Below are 16,480 nucleotides of genomic sequence, written 5' to 3'. Positions count from 1 at the left end.
TCGGTGGCAGGGGGTGTCGGGAGCGAGCATGCGGGTCCGCCTTGAAGATGTAGCGCGTGCGACGGGCGTGTCGCCCAAGACCGTGTCCCGTGTGCTCAACGAGGAGCCGTCGGTCAAGGAATCCACCCGTCAGCGCGTGCTGGCCGCGATGGAGCAGATGAACTACCGGCCGAGCCCGGCGGCACGCGGCCTGGCCGGCAGCCGCTCGTTCTTGGTCGCAATGCTTTACGACAACAACGACAACCCGGCCTCCACCTACCTGGCCGAGATCCAGGACGGTGTGCTGGAGGCCTGCAACGCCAACCGCTACAGCATGATGGTCTGCCCGTTGCGCACGCGCGTGCAGGACTTCATCCGACGCGTCGACGCGCTGGTCGCCGACCACCACATCGACGGGGTGATCGTGACGCCACCGCTGACCGACAACGCGGCATTGCTGCGCCGGCTGAATGAACACGGTGTGCCGCACGCGAGCATCTCGCCGCTGCGCCGTGACGAGACCATCGGCGTCCGCATGGACGAACAGCAGGCGGCCAAGGCCATGGTCGGCGAGCTGGTGAGGCTCGGCCATCGTCGCATCGCGCACATCCTGGGCATTGCCGACCATGGCGCCAGCCGCTGGCGCCTGGCCGGCTACAAGGACGCGCTGGCCGAGGCCGGGCTGCCGTTCAACCCGGATTACGTGGTGCAAGGGCAGTTCACCTTCGGCTCCGGCGTGCTCGCCGCGCGCGAACTGTTCTCCCGGCCGATCCTGCCCACGGCCATCTTCGCCGCCAACGACGACATGGCTGCCGGCGTGATGTGGGCCGCCAACGAGCGGGGCCTGAAGGTGCCGCGCGACCTGTCCGTCTGCGGCTTCGACGACACGCCGCTGGCCACCCAGTTGTGGCCGCCGCTGACCACCGTGCGCCAGCCCAGCCGCGAGATGGGCAAGCTCGCCACCGAGCAGCTGATGGAAGTGCTGCGCGGCCGCGGCGAGGGCCTGCTGCTGCAGGTTCCTTTTACGCTGCAGATGCGCGAATCGACCGGCGCACCGCCGTCCGACGCGACCTGAGCGGCACCGACCTGTTCGGAATCGCCGGCGTGTTCGCGCGCCGCCGGCAGGTGCCCCGAGCCCCGTTCTGACGCCTTTTCGGCGCTCCGGGCCTGACTTCCGGCTGTGGAAGCGCGTGTTCCAGAAATGCTGCACTGCAATTTGACAGCGCTGTCATTTCTGCCAGTCTGCGCCCCCTGAGCGGCTCCGCGAGGGATGCCGCGCGCTTCGCAGCGAGGGGAGAAAGGCGTGCCCGCAACCGTCCGTCACCGGCGTTCCGTCCCGGCCATGCTGGCCCTCACCCTGTCCTGCCTGCCGCTCGCCGCGGCGATCGCCGGCCCGTCCGCCACCGCCGTGCACCCGGATCGCTGGCCCAGCGCGCACTGGCCGTTCCCGGCCGATCCGGCGCTCGAGTACAAGGTCGCCGGGCTGATGGCGAAGATGACGGTGGAGGAAAAGGTCGGCCAGCTGATCCAGGCCGACATCCTCAGCGCGACCCCCGAGGACGTGCGCAAGTACCACCTTGGCGCGATCCTGGCCGGCGGCAACTCCAAGCCCGGCGGTGCGCTGACCGCCGACGCGAAGCAGTGGCTGGCGCTGTCCGACGCGTTCTACCGCGCGGCGATGGACCGCCACGACGGTCGCCCTGCGATCCCGCTGCTGTTCGGCATCGACGCCGTGCACGGGCACAACAACACCGTCGGCGCCACGCTGTTTCCGCAGAACTCCGCGCTGGGCAACGCCCGCGATCCGGAACTGGTCCGGCAGATCGGCGCCGCCACCGCGGCCGAGGTGCGGGCCACCGGCATCAACTGGACCTTTGCGCCGACCATCGCGGTGCCGCAGGACGTGCGCTGGGGCCGCAGCTACGAGGGCTACTCGCAGGATCCGAAGCTGGTCGCCGAGTATTCGCGGGCGATGGTCGAGGGCCTGCAGGGCCAGGTCGGCACGCCGCAGTTCCTCGACGACGCCCACGTGATCGCCACCGCCAAGCACTTCCTCGGCGACGGCGGCACGAAGGACGGCAAGGACCAGGGCGACGCCGAGATCAGCGAGCAGCAGTTGATCGACGTGCACGCCGCCGGCTATCCCCCGGCGATCGACGCGGGCGTGCAGACGGTGATGGCCTCGTTCTCCAGCTGGAACGGCGTGAAGATGCACGGCAACAAGGCCCTGCTCACCGACGTGTTGAAGCAGCGCATGGACTTCCAGGGCCTGCTGGTCGGCGACTGGAACGCGCATGGCCAGATCCCTGGCTGCAGCAACACCGACTGCCCGATCGCCTACAACGCCGGCATGGACATGCTGATGGCGCCGGACAGCTGGAAGGGCCTCTACGAACACACGCTGGCCGAGGTGAAGTCCGGCACGATCCCGATGGCGCGGCTGGACGATGCGGTGGCGCGGATCCTGCGGGTGAAGTTCCGCGCCGGCCTGTTCACCGCCGGCCTGCCGTCGGCGCAGCCGCTGGCGCGCCATCCCGACCAGGTGGTCGGCAGCCCGGCGCACCGGGCGCTGGCCCGCCGCGCCGTGCGCGAATCGCTGGTGTTGCTGAAGAACAACGGCGGCCTGCTGCCGCTGGATCCGCGCAAGCGCATCCTGGTCGCGGGCGAGGGCGCCGACAACATCTCGCGCCAGTGCGGCGGCTGGACGCTGACCTGGCAGGGCACCGGCCTGAACAACAAGGACTTCCCCGGCGCGCAGTCGATCGGTGCCGGCATCGCCGACCAGGTGAAGGCGGCCGGCGGTCACGCCGAGATCGCCCCCGACGGCAGCTACACGCATAAGCCCGACGTGGCCGTGGTGGTGTTCGGCGAGGATCCCTATGCCGAATTCCAGGGCGACCTGCCGAACCTGCTCTACCGGCCCGGCGACGACCACGACCTGGAGCTGATCAGGCACCTGAAGGCCCAGGGCATCCCGGTGGTGGCGGTGTTCCTGAGCGGCCGGCCACTGTGGGTGAACCGCGAGATCAACGCCGCCGATGCCTTCGTCGCCGCGTGGCTGCCGGGCAGCGAGGGTGAGGGCGTGGCCGACGTGCTGCTGCGCACCCGCGACGGCCGCATCGCCCACGACTTCCACGGCCGCCTCGCCTACGCCTGGCCGCGCACCGCGCTGCCCGGGCAGGCCCCGCCGCAGTTCCCGCTCGGCTACGGCCTGCGCTACACCGATCACGCCACGCTGGGGCCGCTGCCGGAAGTGTCGGGCATCCACGGCGAGCAGGTGCCGGTGGGCAACTACCTGGAGCGCGGCAAGCCGGTGCACGGCTATGCGGCGAGCCTGGTCGGTGCCGATGGCGACCCGGTGCCCGCCAACGTTTCCGCCGCCAGCGCCGGCGACGGCAGCCTGCGGATGAGCGCGATCGACTTCCATGCGCAGGAGGACTCGCGCCGGCTGGCCTGGACCAGTGCGCGCGCCCGATTCACCGTGCAGGCCCGGTCACCGCTCGACCTCGACCGCCAGACCAATGGCGACGTGCTGCTGGTGGCCACGTTGCGCGTGGACGCGTTGCCCGGCGCCGACGCCTGGGTTGGACTCGGCTGTGGGCACGGTTGCCAGGGCCGCGTGCCGCTGGGCGCGGCGCTGGCCGCACTGCCGCAGGGGCGGTGGACGCGCGTGGGGGTGCCGCTGAAGTGCTTCCGTGCCGCGGGCGCGGACATGCACCACATCGACCGACCATTCGAGCTGGGAGCGGGCGCGGGAACGGCGCTCACCGTGTTCCGCGTGGCGCTGGGGACGGACGCCGATCAGGTGGTCCGATGTCCCCGCTAGGGACGGCATCGGCCCGATGTAGCGGCCGGGCTCGGGTTGCTTCGCAGCATGGCGAAGCTTCCCGGTAAGAAGGAAGAGGCATTTATTTATTGGATTCAGTGGCTTGTCGGGCAATCGGGATGTGCTGCCGCGCGTCAAGCTTCTGCACAAGAGCTCTTTTATCATCAGGTATGACAGCGCTGTCATTTCGGGGATAGAGGATCGCGCCGCGCCGAAGGCTGCGGCATCGAACCATCAGACCATCTGGAGGGGAAGTACATGAAGCTGCGCTACTCGGCGTTGTATGTCGCCATGACCCTGGTGCTCGCACCGGGAACCGTGCTGGCCGCCCCGCAGGACGCTTCGTCCGGCAAGGCGCCGGTGGAAAAGAAGATCAAGCAGCTGGATACCGTCGAGGTGAGCGCGACCAAGCGCGAGACGCCGCTGCAGAAAACCCCGGTGGCGGTCAGCGCGATCTCGGCCGACACGCTCGACAAAGAGCGGGTGATGACCGTGCAGGACCTGACCAAGCTGGTGCCGGGCCTGCAGGGTACCTCCGAGGGCGACCACGGCGTGGTCACCCTGACCCTGCGCGGCATCGGCAACGACAGCGCCAAGACCGAATATGCCGACCCCGAGGTCGCCACCTTCGTCGACGGCGTCTACACCCCGCGTGCCGAGGCGGCGGCCAGCCTGCTGCTGGACATGGACAGCGTGGAAGTGCTGCGCGGCCCGCAGGGTACGCTGTGGGGTCGCAACTCCACCGCCGGCGCGATCAGCTTCACCACGGCCAAGCCGGACATCGGCGGCGGCTTCTACGGCAACGGCAGCATCGAGGCCGGCAACTACAACCAGAGCGGCGTGCGTGCGGCGGTGAACCTGCCCATCAGCAGCACCTTCGCCATGCGCGTGGCCGCGGTGCACGAACAGCACGACGGCTACGTCGACTACCAGAACCCGATCGGGCAGATCCCGTCGGTCGACCAGCAGCGCGTGAACTACCTGGCCAGCGGCGGCGATCCGGCGGCGTTCCAGCCGATCAACCCGAACGACTTCGTGCACGGCGGCAAGAAGTACAACGCGCAGGACCAGTCGGCCGCCCGCGTGAGTGCGCGCTGGAAGCCGTCGGACAGCTTCCTGTGGGACATCTCGTACGAGTACTTCACCGACCGCGGCACGCCCAGCATGAACCTCATGCAGCAGCCGCGCCCCGGGCAGAAGTTCTGGTCGACCCTGGCCGACGTGGCGCCCTACCTGGACCGCACCTCCAAGGCGGTGCGCAGCCGCATGGACTGGAACATCACCGACGGCATGGAGCTGACCTACGTGGCCGGCTACAGCCGCTACTCCGGCAAGAGCGACTTCGACCAGGACGGCGGCGTCAACGTGCCGACCAGCTTCACCACCAACGGCGTGTACCAGGAAGACCGCACCAACTACTCCAACTACAAGAGCTACAGCCACGAGCTGGACCTGAAGTCGACCGGCGAGCAGACCATCGACTGGATCCTCGGCGCGTACTACGCCCACGAGAACAACAACATCCGCTTCGACATCCCGATCATGAACGGCACCCAGCAGGGCACCGTCAGCTGGCAGGGCTCGTTCATCCAGCCGGAGGAGCTGGTGGACTCCACCGCGGCCTTCGGCCAGGCAACCTGGCACATGAGCGATACTTGGCGCCTCACCGGCGGCGCGCGCTGGTCGCACGACAAGCGGCAGAACCGCGGCGGCATCAACTGGGGCTGGGGATACAACGCGGCGTATCCGCAGCTGCCGCTGTCGTCCTGGCAGAGTCCCGCCGACGCCGGCTTCAACATCAGCCAGCACAACGACGGCACCTACAGCAAGAGCAAGCCGACCTGGCTGGTGCGGGTCGATCACGACCTCGGCGCGACCGGGCTGGTCTACGCCAGCGTGTCCACCGGCTACAAGTCCGGAGGCCTCCAGGATGGCGGCGCGCAGTACAAGCCGGAGACGCTGACCAACTACGAGATCGGCACCAAGTTCTCCTTCCTCGACGGCCACCTGACCTGGAACAGCGCGGCCTACTACGAGGTGTTCAAGAACTACCAGCTGTCCGCGCCGGTGACCTATCCCGACGGCACGCACGGCCTGGGCTTCGCCAACGTCGGCGGCAAGACCAAGGTGGCCGGCTTCGAGTCCGAGCTGGCCTATTCGCAGGCCGACGATCGCGCCACCGTGGTGCTGTCGATCATCCCGGAGAAGAAGCTGGGCACCGAGCGCTACGCGGCCAGCAACGACTACTACGTGCCGACCGCCTGCCCGCCGGAGTCCACCATCAGCAACAACTGCATGGACATCACCGGCAACGACCTGCCGCATGCGCCGGACGTCTCGCTCACCGCGATCTACGAGCACGACTTCGTGCTCGGCAACGGTGGACGCTTGACCCCGCGCATCAGTTCGCAGTACCAGAGCGCGCAGTGGCTGAGCTGGTTCAACTTCGGCAACGGCGACAAGCAGAAGGCCTATGTGCGCACCGATCTGGCGCTGCGCTACACCGAGCCGGGCGACAAGTGGTACGTCAACGCCTACGTGCAGAACGTCACCGACGGCAAGGTCAAGAGCAGCGCCGCCGGCAGCACCCTGCTTGCCAACGGCACGGTGGCCTTCACCTCGCAGTACCTGCCGCCGCGGACCTACGGCGTGCAGCTCGGCTTCTGGTTCTGAGTTGTCGATGGCGGCGCGTCGTGAGCAGCGCGCCGCTCCCTTTTGCCGTTCCCCTGCCGGCATCACAGGTGCCGATGCCGGCTCCCTCCCCTTGAATGGCGCAACGGCCGGAGTTCCCCGCGGGACTCCGGCCTTTCTTTGCGATCGGGCAGGTCTCGGAGGACGATGGCACCGCAGCGGGTGAGGAGCCGGCGATGGCGCGGATCAACAAGGTGCTGGTGGTCGGCGGTGGCACGGCCGGATGGCTGGTGGCGTGCTACCTGGCGCGGGCGATGCGGTCGAGCGATCCGTCCGGCATCCAGGTGCATCTTGTCGAAGCGGAGAACATCGGCCTGCTCGGCGTGGGCGAGGCGACATTCCCCTCGATCCGCGGCACGCTGGCGGCGATCGGCCTGGACGAGCGCCACTTCCTCGACGGTGCGCACGCCACCTACAAGCAGGGCATCCACTATCGCCACTGGGTGCGCCCTCCGGGTACTCCGGGTCGCGACGCATTCTTCCATCCCTTCAACCAACCCAGCCAGCGCCCGGGCGGGCCGGAGCTGCTGCCGTACTGGCTGCTGGGCGAGGCGCCAGCGGAGCTGCCGTTCGCCGAGGCAGTGACCCTGCAGAGCCGGGTGGTCGAGGGCGGACGGGCACCGAAGCGGCCGCAGGATCCGGACTATCAGGGGCCGCTCAACCACGCCTTCCACTTCGACGCGGCCTGTTTCGCCCGGGTCCTCGCCGAGCACGGCACGCAGACACTCGGCGTGCACCGTCACGTCGCCACCGTGGAGCGCGCCGAACTCGACGAGCGCGGCGCGATCGCACGGCTGATCACCACCGAGCTCGGCCCGATGACCGCCGACCTCTATGTCGATTGCACCGGCCTGCGCAGCCATCTCGCCGGCGGCACCATGCAGTCGCCGTTCCTGAGTCGCGCCGACGTGCTGTTCGCCGATCGTGCGATGGCGATGCAGGTGCCGTACGACCGACCGGACGCGCCGATCCCCTCGTACACCATCGCCACCGCACACGAGGCCGGCTGGACCTGGGACATCGGCCTGCAGCAGCGCCGCGGCGTGGGCTACGTGTATTCCTCCCGCCACACCGACGATGCGCGCGCCGAGCAGGTGCTGCGCGGTTACCTCGGCAACGCAGCGGAAGGATTGACGCCGCTGCGTATCCGTTTCGAGACCGGCTATCGCCCCGAGCACTGGCGGCACAACTGCGTGGCAGTGGGGTTGGCCGGCGGCTTCGTCGAGCCGCTGGAGTCGACCGGTATCGCCCTGGTGGAACTGGGTGCCTACCTGTTGACCCACGCGCTGCCGGCCGATCTCGACGACCTGCCGCGGATCGCCCGCCACTACAACACGATGATGGTGGCCCGCTACGAGCGGATCATCGATTTCATCAAGCTGCACTACTGCCTCAGCCAGCGGCGCGATACGCCGTTCTGGCGCGACAACACCGCGCCCGGGAGCATCCCGCAGACGCTGCAGGACAAGCTCGCGCTGTGGCGGTATCGCCCGCCGCACCGGCTCGATTTCGTCGGCGACCTGGAGATGTTCCTGGTGGCGAGCTGGCAGTACGTGCTGTACGGCATGGAGTTCCGCACCGACCTCACCCCGATGCGCCGGAGCTACACCCAGGTGGCGGAGGCGCGGCAGGAGTTCGCCACGATCCAGCAGGTGGCGGCGCGCGCGCAGGACGACCTGCCCGATCACCGCGCCTTCGTCGAACGGATGGTGCGCGAGCACCGCGAGCGCGCCGGGCGGGCGCACGCGGCGGCCTGACCGGGCGTCCGCCGATTTCGCTTGCGCGGCGGGAAAACCGGCGTATAGTTACGCGTAACGTTACGCGTAACTATCGGTTCCAGGGGATTCCATCATGACCAACCGCAAGGCGCCCAGCGCCGGCGCCGCACGCCAGAAGGCGTTCCGCGAGCGCATGAGCGGGCTGGGCATGACCATCCCCCGCATCTACATGACCGAGGACGAGCAGGCGATGGTGCGCGAATTCCTGCGCCACGCCCGCGGCGAACACACCGAGCAGTTGCTGGCGGGGATGGACTTCGCCAGCGTGCACGAGAAGTGGAGCGCGCCGCGGTTGTGTGAGGCCCTCGCCGCGCATGCCGGCACACACGGCGAGCTGCGCGAGGTGCGTCTGGAAGGTCTGCCGCCGGCCATCGGGCTGTCGCTGGCGCGCTACGGCAAGTTGCCGGCGCGGCTGACGGTCGGCGACGAGGAGATTTTCGCGACGACGGTGCTGTGCACGAAGGGCGCGGTGAAAAGCGCCGCGCGCTTCAACGAAGCCTGTCTTCGCCTGGGTCCGACCCTGCCCCTGTCCAACGTGGGCCTGGTCGGTGACGACTACATCCTGTTCGGTCAGCTCTCGGCGCACGCGCCGCTGGCCAACATCGTCGAGGAGCTCGACGTGTTGGGCCGCAACGCGGTACGCGCGCACGAGGAGCTGGCTGCACTGATCCGCTGAATGGGTGATGCGATGCACGCCTGTCCCACCACGAACCGCCGCCATCACGGGCCGGCTCGCCATCTGACCCGGACACCGCGCGGCAGCGGATAAGCCGCCCCGTCCGTCGCACCACCCCACGCGCCGACACCGCGACGGAACCTCCGTCGTCGCGCCGACCTGCATGCGTTTTCGCCCACGCCTCGCAGCGTGACGGGAGCGGCTTGCCCGGTCGCCGTCGTCGGCGAGCTACACGGGAGAGGTCGCCACGCTTTACCGCGTTCATTCCGCCCGCGCACGCAGCGGGTCCACTGCAAAAAGGAATTGCCACCATGATCTGGCTCATCACCGCGGCTGCGGCCGTCGTCATCCTGGCGTTGCTGGTGTTCGCCTCCAACGTCATCGTCTACATCCCCAACGACCGCGTCGGCATCGTCGAGCGGCTGTGGGGCGCACCCTCGCTCACCGAAGGGCTGATCGCCCTGAAGGGCGAGGTGGGCTTCCAGCCGCAGGTGCTGCGCGGCGGCCTGCACTACTTCTTTCCGTTCCAGTACCGCGTGCACAAGGAGGAACTGGTCACCATCCCGCAGGGCGAGATCGGCTACGTATTCGCCCGCGACGGCAAGGATCTGGCCGACGGCCAGGCGCTGGGCCGCAGCGTGGACGGCGGCATCGTCGACGTCGCGGCGTTCCTGCGCGGCGGCGGACAGAAGGGCCCGCAGCGCACCATCCTGCGCGAGGGCACTTACGCGCTGAACCTGGCGCAGTTCGCCATCATCACCTTCAATCGCGTGCACGGCCTGCTGCTGTCGCGCGAGGAGGCCGACACCATCGCCAAGATGGGTGCGGTGCTGAACGAGCGTCGCGGCTTCTCGCCGGTGGTGATCGTCAGCGGCCAGGCCCGTGGCGGCACCGAGGACACCACCAACGACATGCTCGGCGTGGTCACCGTGCACGACGGCCCGGTGCTGCCGCCGGATGAGATCGTGGCGCCACGCGTCGGCCAGGACCCGACCAACGTGGCCACGTTCCACAACAACTTCCAGAACATCGACGCGTTCCTGCGCGCCGGCGGCAACCGCGGCCGCCAGCACCAGGTGCTGGTGGAGGGCACCTATTACATCAACCGGCTGTTCGCCACGGTGGACTTCATTCCCAAGACCGTGGTGCCGGTGGGCTCGGTCGGCGTGGTCGTGTCCTACATCGGCAAGACCGGTGCGGACCGCTCGGGCGACGGCTACTCGCACGGCGAGCTGGTCGACAACGACTGCCGCGGCGTGTGGAAGGAGCCGCTGCTGCCCGGCAAGTACGCCTTCAACACGTACGCCGGAAAGATCCAGCTGGTGCCGACCACCAACTTCATCCTCAAGTGGACCCCGGAGGTGACCAACCTGCACAAGTTCGACGAGAACCTGACCGAGGTCTCGCTGATCACCAAGGACGCGTTCGAGCCGCTGCTGCCGCTGTCGGTGGTGGTGCACATCGACTACCGCAAGGCACCGCTGGTGGTGCAGCGCTTCGGCGACATCAAGCGGCTGGTCGACCAGACGCTGGACCCGATGGTCAGCGCGTACTTCAAGAACATCGGCCAGACCAAGACGTTGATCCAGCTGATCCAGGACCGCGCGGCGATCCAGATGCTGGCCGGCGAGCAGATGAAGGAGCGTTTCGCCGCCTACAACCTGGAGCTGCAGGAAGTGCTGATCGGCACCCCGCACGGCAGCGCCGGCAACGCCTCGGGCGCGCGCATCGACACCATCCTCAACCAGTTGCGCGATCGCCAGGTGGCGATCGAGCAGGTCGCCACCTACGAGCTGCAGGAGCAGTCGGCGATGAAGGAGCGTTCGCTGCGCGAGGCCCGGGCCACCACCGATATCCAGGCGGAACTGACCAACTCGTCGATCCAGATCGCGATCAAGAAGAACGTCGGCGAGGCCGCCGTGGTGGAGGCCAACAAGCGCGCCGAGGTGATCGGCATCAACGCCGACGCCGAGCGCCGCCGGCTCACCGCCGAAGGCGACGGCAGGGCCTCGGCGATCGCCGCGGTCGGCAAGGCGGAAGCCTCGGCGATCCAGGCCAAGTCGCAGGCGCTCACCGGCGAAGGTGCGCGGCTGCAGCTGATCAACACGCTGGGCGCGCAGTTCGCCGAAGCGATCCGCGATGGCCAGATCGCCATCGTGCCGAAGATCGCGCTGGGCGGCGACGCCGGCGGCCAGGGCATCGGCTCGCTGATCCAGCTGGCCAGCTCGCTGCTGGCCGAACGGGCCGACGCGGGCCTGGCGGAGGACGCCCCGCGCGTCGCCGCCGACGGCAGCAACGCACCGACCGCGTAAGCGGTTCGCCACCCCCGCCTTCGGGACGAGGGCGGGGGTGGCGCCGGAGTTGACCGGCAAGGAAGCGCGGCAAGGAAGCGCGGCAAGGAAGCGCGGCAAGGAAGCGCGGCAAGGAAGCGCGGCAAGGAAGCGCGGCAAGGAAGCGCGGCAAGGAAGCGCGGCAAGGAAGCGCGGCAAGGAAGCGCGGCAAGGAAGCGCGGCAAGGAAGCGCGGCAAGGAAGCGCGGCAAGGAAGCCAAGAGCCCCGCCGGAAAGGCGGGGCTTTTTTCTTCAGTCGGGCGGCGACCCGTGGCGCTGCGCCGCGGCCCCCGCCGCGTTCACGACCAGATCGATGGTCAGCGCGAGCAGCAATGCCCCGGAGCCGACCAGGAACAGCTGTCCGTAGCGTCCACCGTCGTGAGCGAACAGGTAGGACATGCCGTAGGCGCCGGCGGCCTGCAGCAGGGCGAAGCCGGTGGTCGCCCGACTCCAGGCCGCCTTCTGCGCGGCATGGTCGTGCGGCAGCGCTTCGTGGATGCGGCCCAGCGCCAGCGGCACGATGCCGGGGGTGAAGGCCCCGACCACCACGCTGGAAATCACCAGCCACGCGGTGCCCGGAAGCAGTGCCGGCAAGGCCACCGCGATCGCTTCGATCAGATAGGCCAGGCGCAGCGCGCGGCCGAAGCCGATCCGGTCGGCGAGATGGCCGGTGAGCACCGGTCCGGCCAGCGCTCCGAGCCCGAACAGCACCCAATACGCCGAGCCGGTCTGCACGCCCAGTCCAAGGCCGCGCGCAACGAAGTCGACCAGAAAGATCATGTGCGGCACCAGCCCGGCGGCGTTCAAGGCATACCCCGCGTAGAGTGCGCGCAGCGACCATGCCTGACCCGGGACCCGCCGCTGCGACGCGGCCGGGTCGATATGGGGGGCGCGGTCGCCGGGCCAGCCGCGCCAGGCCAGTGCAGTGAGTGCCAGCGAGATCGCAGCCAGCCCCAGCCACGTCGCCACCAGTCCGTGGTGAAGCCACAGGGGCACCAGCGTGCCGGACGCGGCGATGCCGGCCCCCACGCCCATGAAGATCACTCCGCTGGCCAGCCCGCGCCGCGAAGGTGGCACGTGTGGCAACACCGCGGTTGCCGCCAGCACCATCAGGCCGCCGCCAGCGAGTCCGGAGGCGAATCGCCAGACGAAGAACCACCCGAACGACAGCGGCCACGCGCTGGCCAGCATCGCGACGGAGGCCAGCAGCATCATCGCGCGGACCACGACGCGTGCCGCCACAAGATTCGCCGCCGGTCGCGCCAGCACGGCACCCGCCAGGTAGCCGGCCAGGTTCGCGGCGCCGAGGTAGGCCGCGCTGGACGCGGCGAACCAGTGCGCTGCCACGATTGCCGGCAGCAGTGGCGTATAGGCGAAGCGGGCGATGCCGATGCCGACCAGGCTGGCGCAGAAACCCGCCAGCGTGGCCTGCCACGCCGTGACCGGGCTCGGCGCGGACGATGCGGCCAGCGCATCGCCACCTGCCGGAGCGGGCCGGTTCACGGCTTGCCTGCCGCCCGCCGGCGGCGGAACTCGAGCGCAGGCAGGCCGCCCCAACCCCAGTTCTCCGTCGGTACTTCGTCGATCACCACGAAGGTGGATTCCAGCGGCTTGTCGAGCACGTCCAGCATCAGCTGGCTGGCGCCGGCAATCAGGGCGGCCTTCTCTTCCTCGGTCATCGCGCTGCGACCCGGGGCGGTACCCTCGCGGGTGACCTGGATGTTGATGTACGGCATGACGGTGTCTCCTTTTGTGCGAAGGGAAAGGCGGGCCGGCGGCCCGCCTTCATCCGGCTCAGTGGCCGGCGCTCTGGCCACCGTCGACGTGCAGGATCTCGCCGGTGACGAAGCCGGCCGATTCCAGGTACAGCACGGCGTTCACCACGTCGGCGATCTCGCCCATCCGGCCGACCGGGTGCAGCGCGGCGAGGACGCCGTGCGTCTCGGGTCCGTGCATCGGTGTCTTGACCACGCCCGGCGATACGGCATTCACGCGCACGCCCCGCTTGGCGTATTCGATCGCCAGGGACTTGGTGGCAGCGTTGAGGCCGCCCTTGGTCAGCGAGGCGAGCACCGCCGGCACGCCGTCGATGGCGTGGTCGGTGAGGCTGGTGGTGATGCTCACCACGTGACCGCTGCCCTGCTTCTCCATCTCGGCGATGGCCAGCTGGGTGATGTGGAAGAAGCCGTCCAGGTTGACCGACAGGTTGGCCGCGTAGTCCTCCGCGGTGAACTCGGTGAACGGCTTGGCGCTGAAGATGCCGGCGTTGTTGACCAGCGAGTCGATGCGACCGAATTTCTGCAGCGCCTCGGCGACGATGCGTTCGGCCACGGCGCGATCGGCGATGTCGCCGGCCACGGTCAGCACGCCCGGATCGCTGGACGGCTTGATCGAGCGGGAGTTGGCGACCACGCGGTAGTTGCGGTCACGGAAGGCCTGGACCAGGCCGGCGCCGATGCCCTGCGAGGCACCGGTGACGATGGCGACTTTCTGCTGAGTGTTCATGGTGTGCGTCTCTCTTGAATGTGGAGGTCGGCTGGATGCCGATCGGGCCCTCGCCCGACGCCCCACAATCTAGACACGCACGGCCGGTTATCGAATACCCGTCAACCGGCAGACATTCTTCCGCGACGCGGTGGAATCGGCCGCGCCGGCGCCATCTCCAGATCCTTCGCGAGGCTGGCAAAGCGGGTGCGCAGGAGCGGCAGCGCGAAGTCGACGAAGGCGCGCACCTTGGGCACCGACAGCCGTCCATACGGCGCCACGAGATGCACCGGAATGCGCGGCGGTTCAGCGTCGGCGAGCACCACCTGCAGCTGCCCTTGCCGGATCTCGGTTGCCACGTGGTAGGAGAGCAGCCGCGTCACGCCGTGACCATCCACCGCCGACGCGATCGCCGCGCGCACGTTGTTCACCACCAGCCGCGGCGTGAAGGCGACGGCACGTGGCACCGAAGAACCTTCCAGCGGCGGAAAGCTCCACGACTCCGGCCCCATGTGCCGCATTGCGATGACCTGATGCTTGGCCAGGTCGGCCGGCTCGCCGATGCGAGGGTGCGCCGCCAGGTAGCGTGGCGCGGCGACGACGACGCGGCGAACCTCACCGACCGGCTGCGCCACCAGGGTGGAATCGGGCAGGCGGGTGATGCGCAGCGCCAGGTCCATGCCCTCGTCGATCAGGTTCACCGCGCGCTCCAGCAGGTGCAGCCGCACGCTGACCGTGGGAAAGGCGTCCATGTAGGCATCCACGATGGGACGCAGGATCTCCACGCCGGCGAACATGGTGGCGGTGATGGTGAGGGTGCCGTGGGGCACCGAGCGCTCCCCGGCTGCGCTGCGGTCGGCTTCCTCCAGCTCCATCAGCACCTTGCGGCAGGCCACCGCGTAACGCTCGCCGGCTTCGCTCAACTTCAGCGAACGGGTGGTCCGGTGCAGCAGCGGCACGCCCACGTGGGCCTCGAGAAAGGCCACGGCGCGACTCACCGCCGCGGGGGAACGGCCGGTGCGCCGGCTGGCACCGGCGAGACTGCCTTCATCCAGCGCGGCGACGAAGACCTTCATGGCATCGATGCGGTCCATGTGACGTGCTCCGCGGTCGGGTACGGAGCAAGTGTCCTACAACGACCTCGGCGACGCAGGCACGGCAGACCTGGCCGCTGCGCCGCGGCATGTGTCGGCGCGGCTGGGGATCAGAGTCCGACCAGCGGCTGCAGCTTGCGCGCGAACCAGCCCGGGAACCGCAGCGGTGCGTCCAGGGCGGCCACGCAGATGCACGGCACGCCGGGCGACGTCACCGGCTGGTGCTCGATGTCGCTATCCAGGTCGGCCATGTCGCCGGGACCGAAATGGCCGATCGCGTCGTCGTAGGCACCCTTGAGGATCTGGGTCAGCTCGCTGCCGCCGTGGCTGTGCACCGGCATGCTCTTGCCCGGGGCGATCTTCAGCATGATCAGGTTGTCGCCGGACGGCCGCGAGGATTTGATCATGTGCACACCCGGTGCGGTCCAGCGCCAGCGCAGGGCACGCCAGGAGGTGCCGAAATACGGATGCAGCGCCCGCGGCAGCAGGTCGGTACCGGCCACCCGCGAGGCCGCGTGATCATCGTCGCCGCCGAGCGTGCTGGCCGGGCGCGCCTGCGGCGTCGCATCGAGACGGGCGAGCATCGCCTCGCGCAGCTGCGCGAGCCGCCCCGGCTCGTCCGTGGGTTGGCGCTGGCTGAGCAGGACGCCGCCGATGCGCTCGGCCCCCGCCAGCTGCGCGCGGCAGTGCCCGCAGGCTTCCAGGTGCGTCGCCGCCACGGCGCGCATGCCGTCGGTGAGCGCGCCGGCGGCGTAACTGACCAGGGTGGCCTCGTCCAGGTGGTGGCGTGGAGTCATGCGGCACCTCCGCAGACTTCCACCTGCAGCTTCAGGAACGCCCGGCGCAGTCCGGACTTCACCGTGCCGAGGGGCATGCCGAGCTCCGCCGCGATCTCGCTGTGCGACTTGGCTTCGAAGTAGGACATCCGGATCAGCCGGGCCTGGGTCGCCGGCAGGCGCTCGATGCGGCGGGCCAGGTCCACGTGGTCGGCGTAGCTTTCCGCCCGGGAATACGGCTCGTCGGGCGGGTCCTCGGCCGGTTCGGCACCCTCGGGCAGCGCCACCCAGTAGCGCTCCTGCCTCAGGCGATCGATGTGCAGGTTGCGTGCGATACGGAACAGCCAGGTGGCCAGGCTGCCGCGGCCGGAATCGAACATGCCGGCACGCTGCCACAGCCGAAGCAGGGCCTCCTGCGCCAGCTCCTCGGCGACCGCCTCGGGCGACCCCTGCCCACGCAGATAGAGCCGCACCCGGGGGAAGAAGTGGTCGTAGATGCGCATGAAACTGTCGCGGTCGCCGCAACGGGAAACCGCCGCCATTTCGGCAGCCCAGTCCTCGGCGGTTTTCGGTTGCGGGTCGTTGGTCGACATGGCTCTCGCCGTTTCGAAGGGCGACAGGCTCCAGCGGTGGGTGTCGGGGGTCATGGTCGAACGGCAGTTTGGCTAGTCCGATCGTTTTACGGACACTGCCCGTTTTCGGATGCGACCGCCAGGGTAGGGCGATCCTGCCGGGCGGGTCCGCTGCAGCGCCGGTATCGTACCGGCCGACCCAATCCGGCCGTCAACGGAGGCCATGACCGGTGTCGCGCGGAATGTTGCGGCGCGGCAAGCGACCCGCCCGCCGG

At 69.2% G+C, this 16,480-nt stretch carries 12 protein-coding genes; 6 read left to right on the top strand and 6 right to left on the bottom strand.

Features of this window, described 5'->3' with window-relative positions; translation table 11 throughout:
* Positions 1-28 precede the first annotated feature (28 nt).
* The 6 genes from ATSB10_RS13565 (at position 29) to ATSB10_RS13540 (ending at position 11,262) form a co-directional block, all read left to right on the top strand.
* A complete protein-coding gene (locus ATSB10_RS13565) occupies positions 29-1,054 on the top strand; it encodes a LacI family DNA-binding transcriptional regulator (RefSeq protein ID WP_063673305.1) in 1,026 nt (341 codons plus the stop codon).
* 267 nt (positions 1,055-1,321) lie between these two features.
* Positions 1,322-3,805, top strand: a complete 2,484-nt coding sequence (locus ATSB10_RS13560) for a glycoside hydrolase family 3 protein (RefSeq protein ID WP_063673304.1) — start codon at positions 1,322-1,324, stop codon at positions 3,803-3,805.
* Between the two features lie 258 nt (positions 3,806-4,063).
* Complete coding sequence (locus ATSB10_RS13555; RefSeq protein WP_063673303.1) at positions 4,064-6,478, top strand: TonB-dependent receptor; 2,415 nt, start codon at positions 4,064-4,066, stop codon at positions 6,476-6,478.
* A gap of 194 nt (positions 6,479-6,672) precedes the next feature.
* Entirely contained in the window at positions 6,673-8,253 is a 1,581-nt protein-coding gene (locus ATSB10_RS13550) for a tryptophan halogenase family protein (protein WP_063673302.1), read from the top strand.
* Positions 8,254-8,347: 94 nt separating this feature from the next.
* Complete coding sequence (locus tag ATSB10_RS19025; RefSeq protein WP_083966222.1) at positions 8,348-8,950, top strand: DUF2170 family protein; 603 nt, start codon at positions 8,348-8,350, stop codon at positions 8,948-8,950.
* Between the two features lie 311 nt (positions 8,951-9,261).
* Positions 9,262-11,262: an SPFH domain-containing protein gene (locus ATSB10_RS13540; protein WP_063673301.1), complete on the top strand. Its 2,001-nt coding sequence runs from the start codon at positions 9,262-9,264 to the stop codon at positions 11,260-11,262.
* 269 nt (positions 11,263-11,531) lie between these two features.
* Here ATSB10_RS13540 and ATSB10_RS13535 read toward each other — a convergent pair whose 3' ends face one another.
* The 6 genes from ATSB10_RS13535 to ATSB10_RS13510 all read right to left on the bottom strand — a co-directional run bounded on the left by ATSB10_RS13535 (position 11,532) and on the right by ATSB10_RS13510 (position 16,226).
* The gene (locus ATSB10_RS13535; protein WP_205631055.1) at positions 11,532-12,782 is read right to left on the bottom strand and encodes a YbfB/YjiJ family MFS transporter; all 1,251 of its coding nucleotides are present in this window, start codon (positions 12,780-12,782) and stop codon (positions 11,532-11,534) included.
* The gene (locus ATSB10_RS13530; protein WP_017463956.1) at positions 12,779-13,015 is read right to left on the bottom strand and encodes a tautomerase family protein; all 237 of its coding nucleotides are present in this window, start codon (positions 13,013-13,015) and stop codon (positions 12,779-12,781) included. Before ATSB10_RS13530 ends, ATSB10_RS13535 begins: the two co-directional genes overlap by 4 nt.
* A 58-nt stretch (positions 13,016-13,073) precedes the next feature.
* A complete protein-coding gene (locus tag ATSB10_RS13525; protein ID WP_063673300.1) occupies positions 13,074-13,784 on the bottom strand; it encodes an SDR family NAD(P)-dependent oxidoreductase in 711 nt (236 codons plus the stop codon).
* A gap of 101 nt (positions 13,785-13,885) precedes the next feature.
* The gene (locus tag ATSB10_RS13520; RefSeq protein ID WP_063673299.1) at positions 13,886-14,857 is read right to left on the bottom strand and encodes a LysR family transcriptional regulator; all 972 of its coding nucleotides are present in this window, start codon (positions 14,855-14,857) and stop codon (positions 13,886-13,888) included.
* A gap of 110 nt (positions 14,858-14,967) precedes the next feature.
* Positions 14,968-15,654, bottom strand: coding sequence for a ChrR family anti-sigma-E factor (locus ATSB10_RS13515; protein WP_063673298.1), 687 nt, complete (start codon positions 15,652-15,654; stop codon positions 14,968-14,970).
* Positions 15,651-16,226, bottom strand: coding sequence for a sigma-70 family RNA polymerase sigma factor (locus ATSB10_RS13510; protein ID WP_425478128.1), 576 nt, complete (start codon positions 16,224-16,226; stop codon positions 15,651-15,653). Before ATSB10_RS13510 ends, ATSB10_RS13515 begins: the two co-directional genes overlap by 4 nt.
* Positions 16,227-16,480 lie beyond the last annotated feature (254 nt).

The sequence above is a fragment of the Dyella thiooxydans genome (assembly GCF_001641285.1).
Taxonomy (GTDB): domain Bacteria; phylum Pseudomonadota; class Gammaproteobacteria; order Xanthomonadales; family Rhodanobacteraceae; genus Dyella_A; species Dyella_A thiooxydans.
This window is presented reverse-complemented; position numbering and strand designations above follow the sequence as displayed.

What these genes read in the sequence shown, in the direction of transcription:
- ATSB10_RS13565 (WP_063673305.1), top strand. Translation starts at nt 29, where the DNA reads ATGCGGGTCCGCCTTGAAGATGTAGCGCGTGCGACGGGCGTGTCGCCC.
- ATSB10_RS13560 (WP_063673304.1), top strand. Translation starts at nt 1,322, where the DNA reads ATGCTGGCCCTCACCCTGTCCTGCCTGCCGCTCGCCGCGGCGATCGCC.
- ATSB10_RS13555 (WP_063673303.1), top strand. Translation starts at nt 4,064, where the DNA reads ATGAAGCTGCGCTACTCGGCGTTGTATGTCGCCATGACCCTGGTGCTC.
- ATSB10_RS13550 (WP_063673302.1), top strand. Translation starts at nt 6,673, where the DNA reads ATGGCGCGGATCAACAAGGTGCTGGTGGTCGGCGGTGGCACGGCCGGA.
- ATSB10_RS19025 (WP_083966222.1), top strand. Translation starts at nt 8,348, where the DNA reads ATGACCAACCGCAAGGCGCCCAGCGCCGGCGCCGCACGCCAGAAGGCG.
- ATSB10_RS13540 (WP_063673301.1), top strand. Translation starts at nt 9,262, where the DNA reads ATGATCTGGCTCATCACCGCGGCTGCGGCCGTCGTCATCCTGGCGTTG.
- ATSB10_RS13530 (WP_017463956.1), bottom strand. Translation starts at nt 13,015, where the DNA reads ATGCCGTACATCAACATCCAGGTCACCCGCGAGGGTACCGCCCCGGGT.
- ATSB10_RS13525 (WP_063673300.1), bottom strand. Translation starts at nt 13,784, where the DNA reads ATGAACACTCAGCAGAAAGTCGCCATCGTCACCGGTGCCTCGCAGGGC.
- ATSB10_RS13520 (WP_063673299.1), bottom strand. Translation starts at nt 14,857, where the DNA reads ATGGACCGCATCGATGCCATGAAGGTCTTCGTCGCCGCGCTGGATGAA.
- ATSB10_RS13515 (WP_063673298.1), bottom strand. Translation starts at nt 15,654, where the DNA reads ATGACTCCACGCCACCACCTGGACGAGGCCACCCTGGTCAGTTACGCC.
- ATSB10_RS13510 (WP_425478128.1), bottom strand. Translation starts at nt 16,226, where the DNA reads ATGTCGACCAACGACCCGCAACCGAAAACCGCCGAGGACTGGGCTGCC.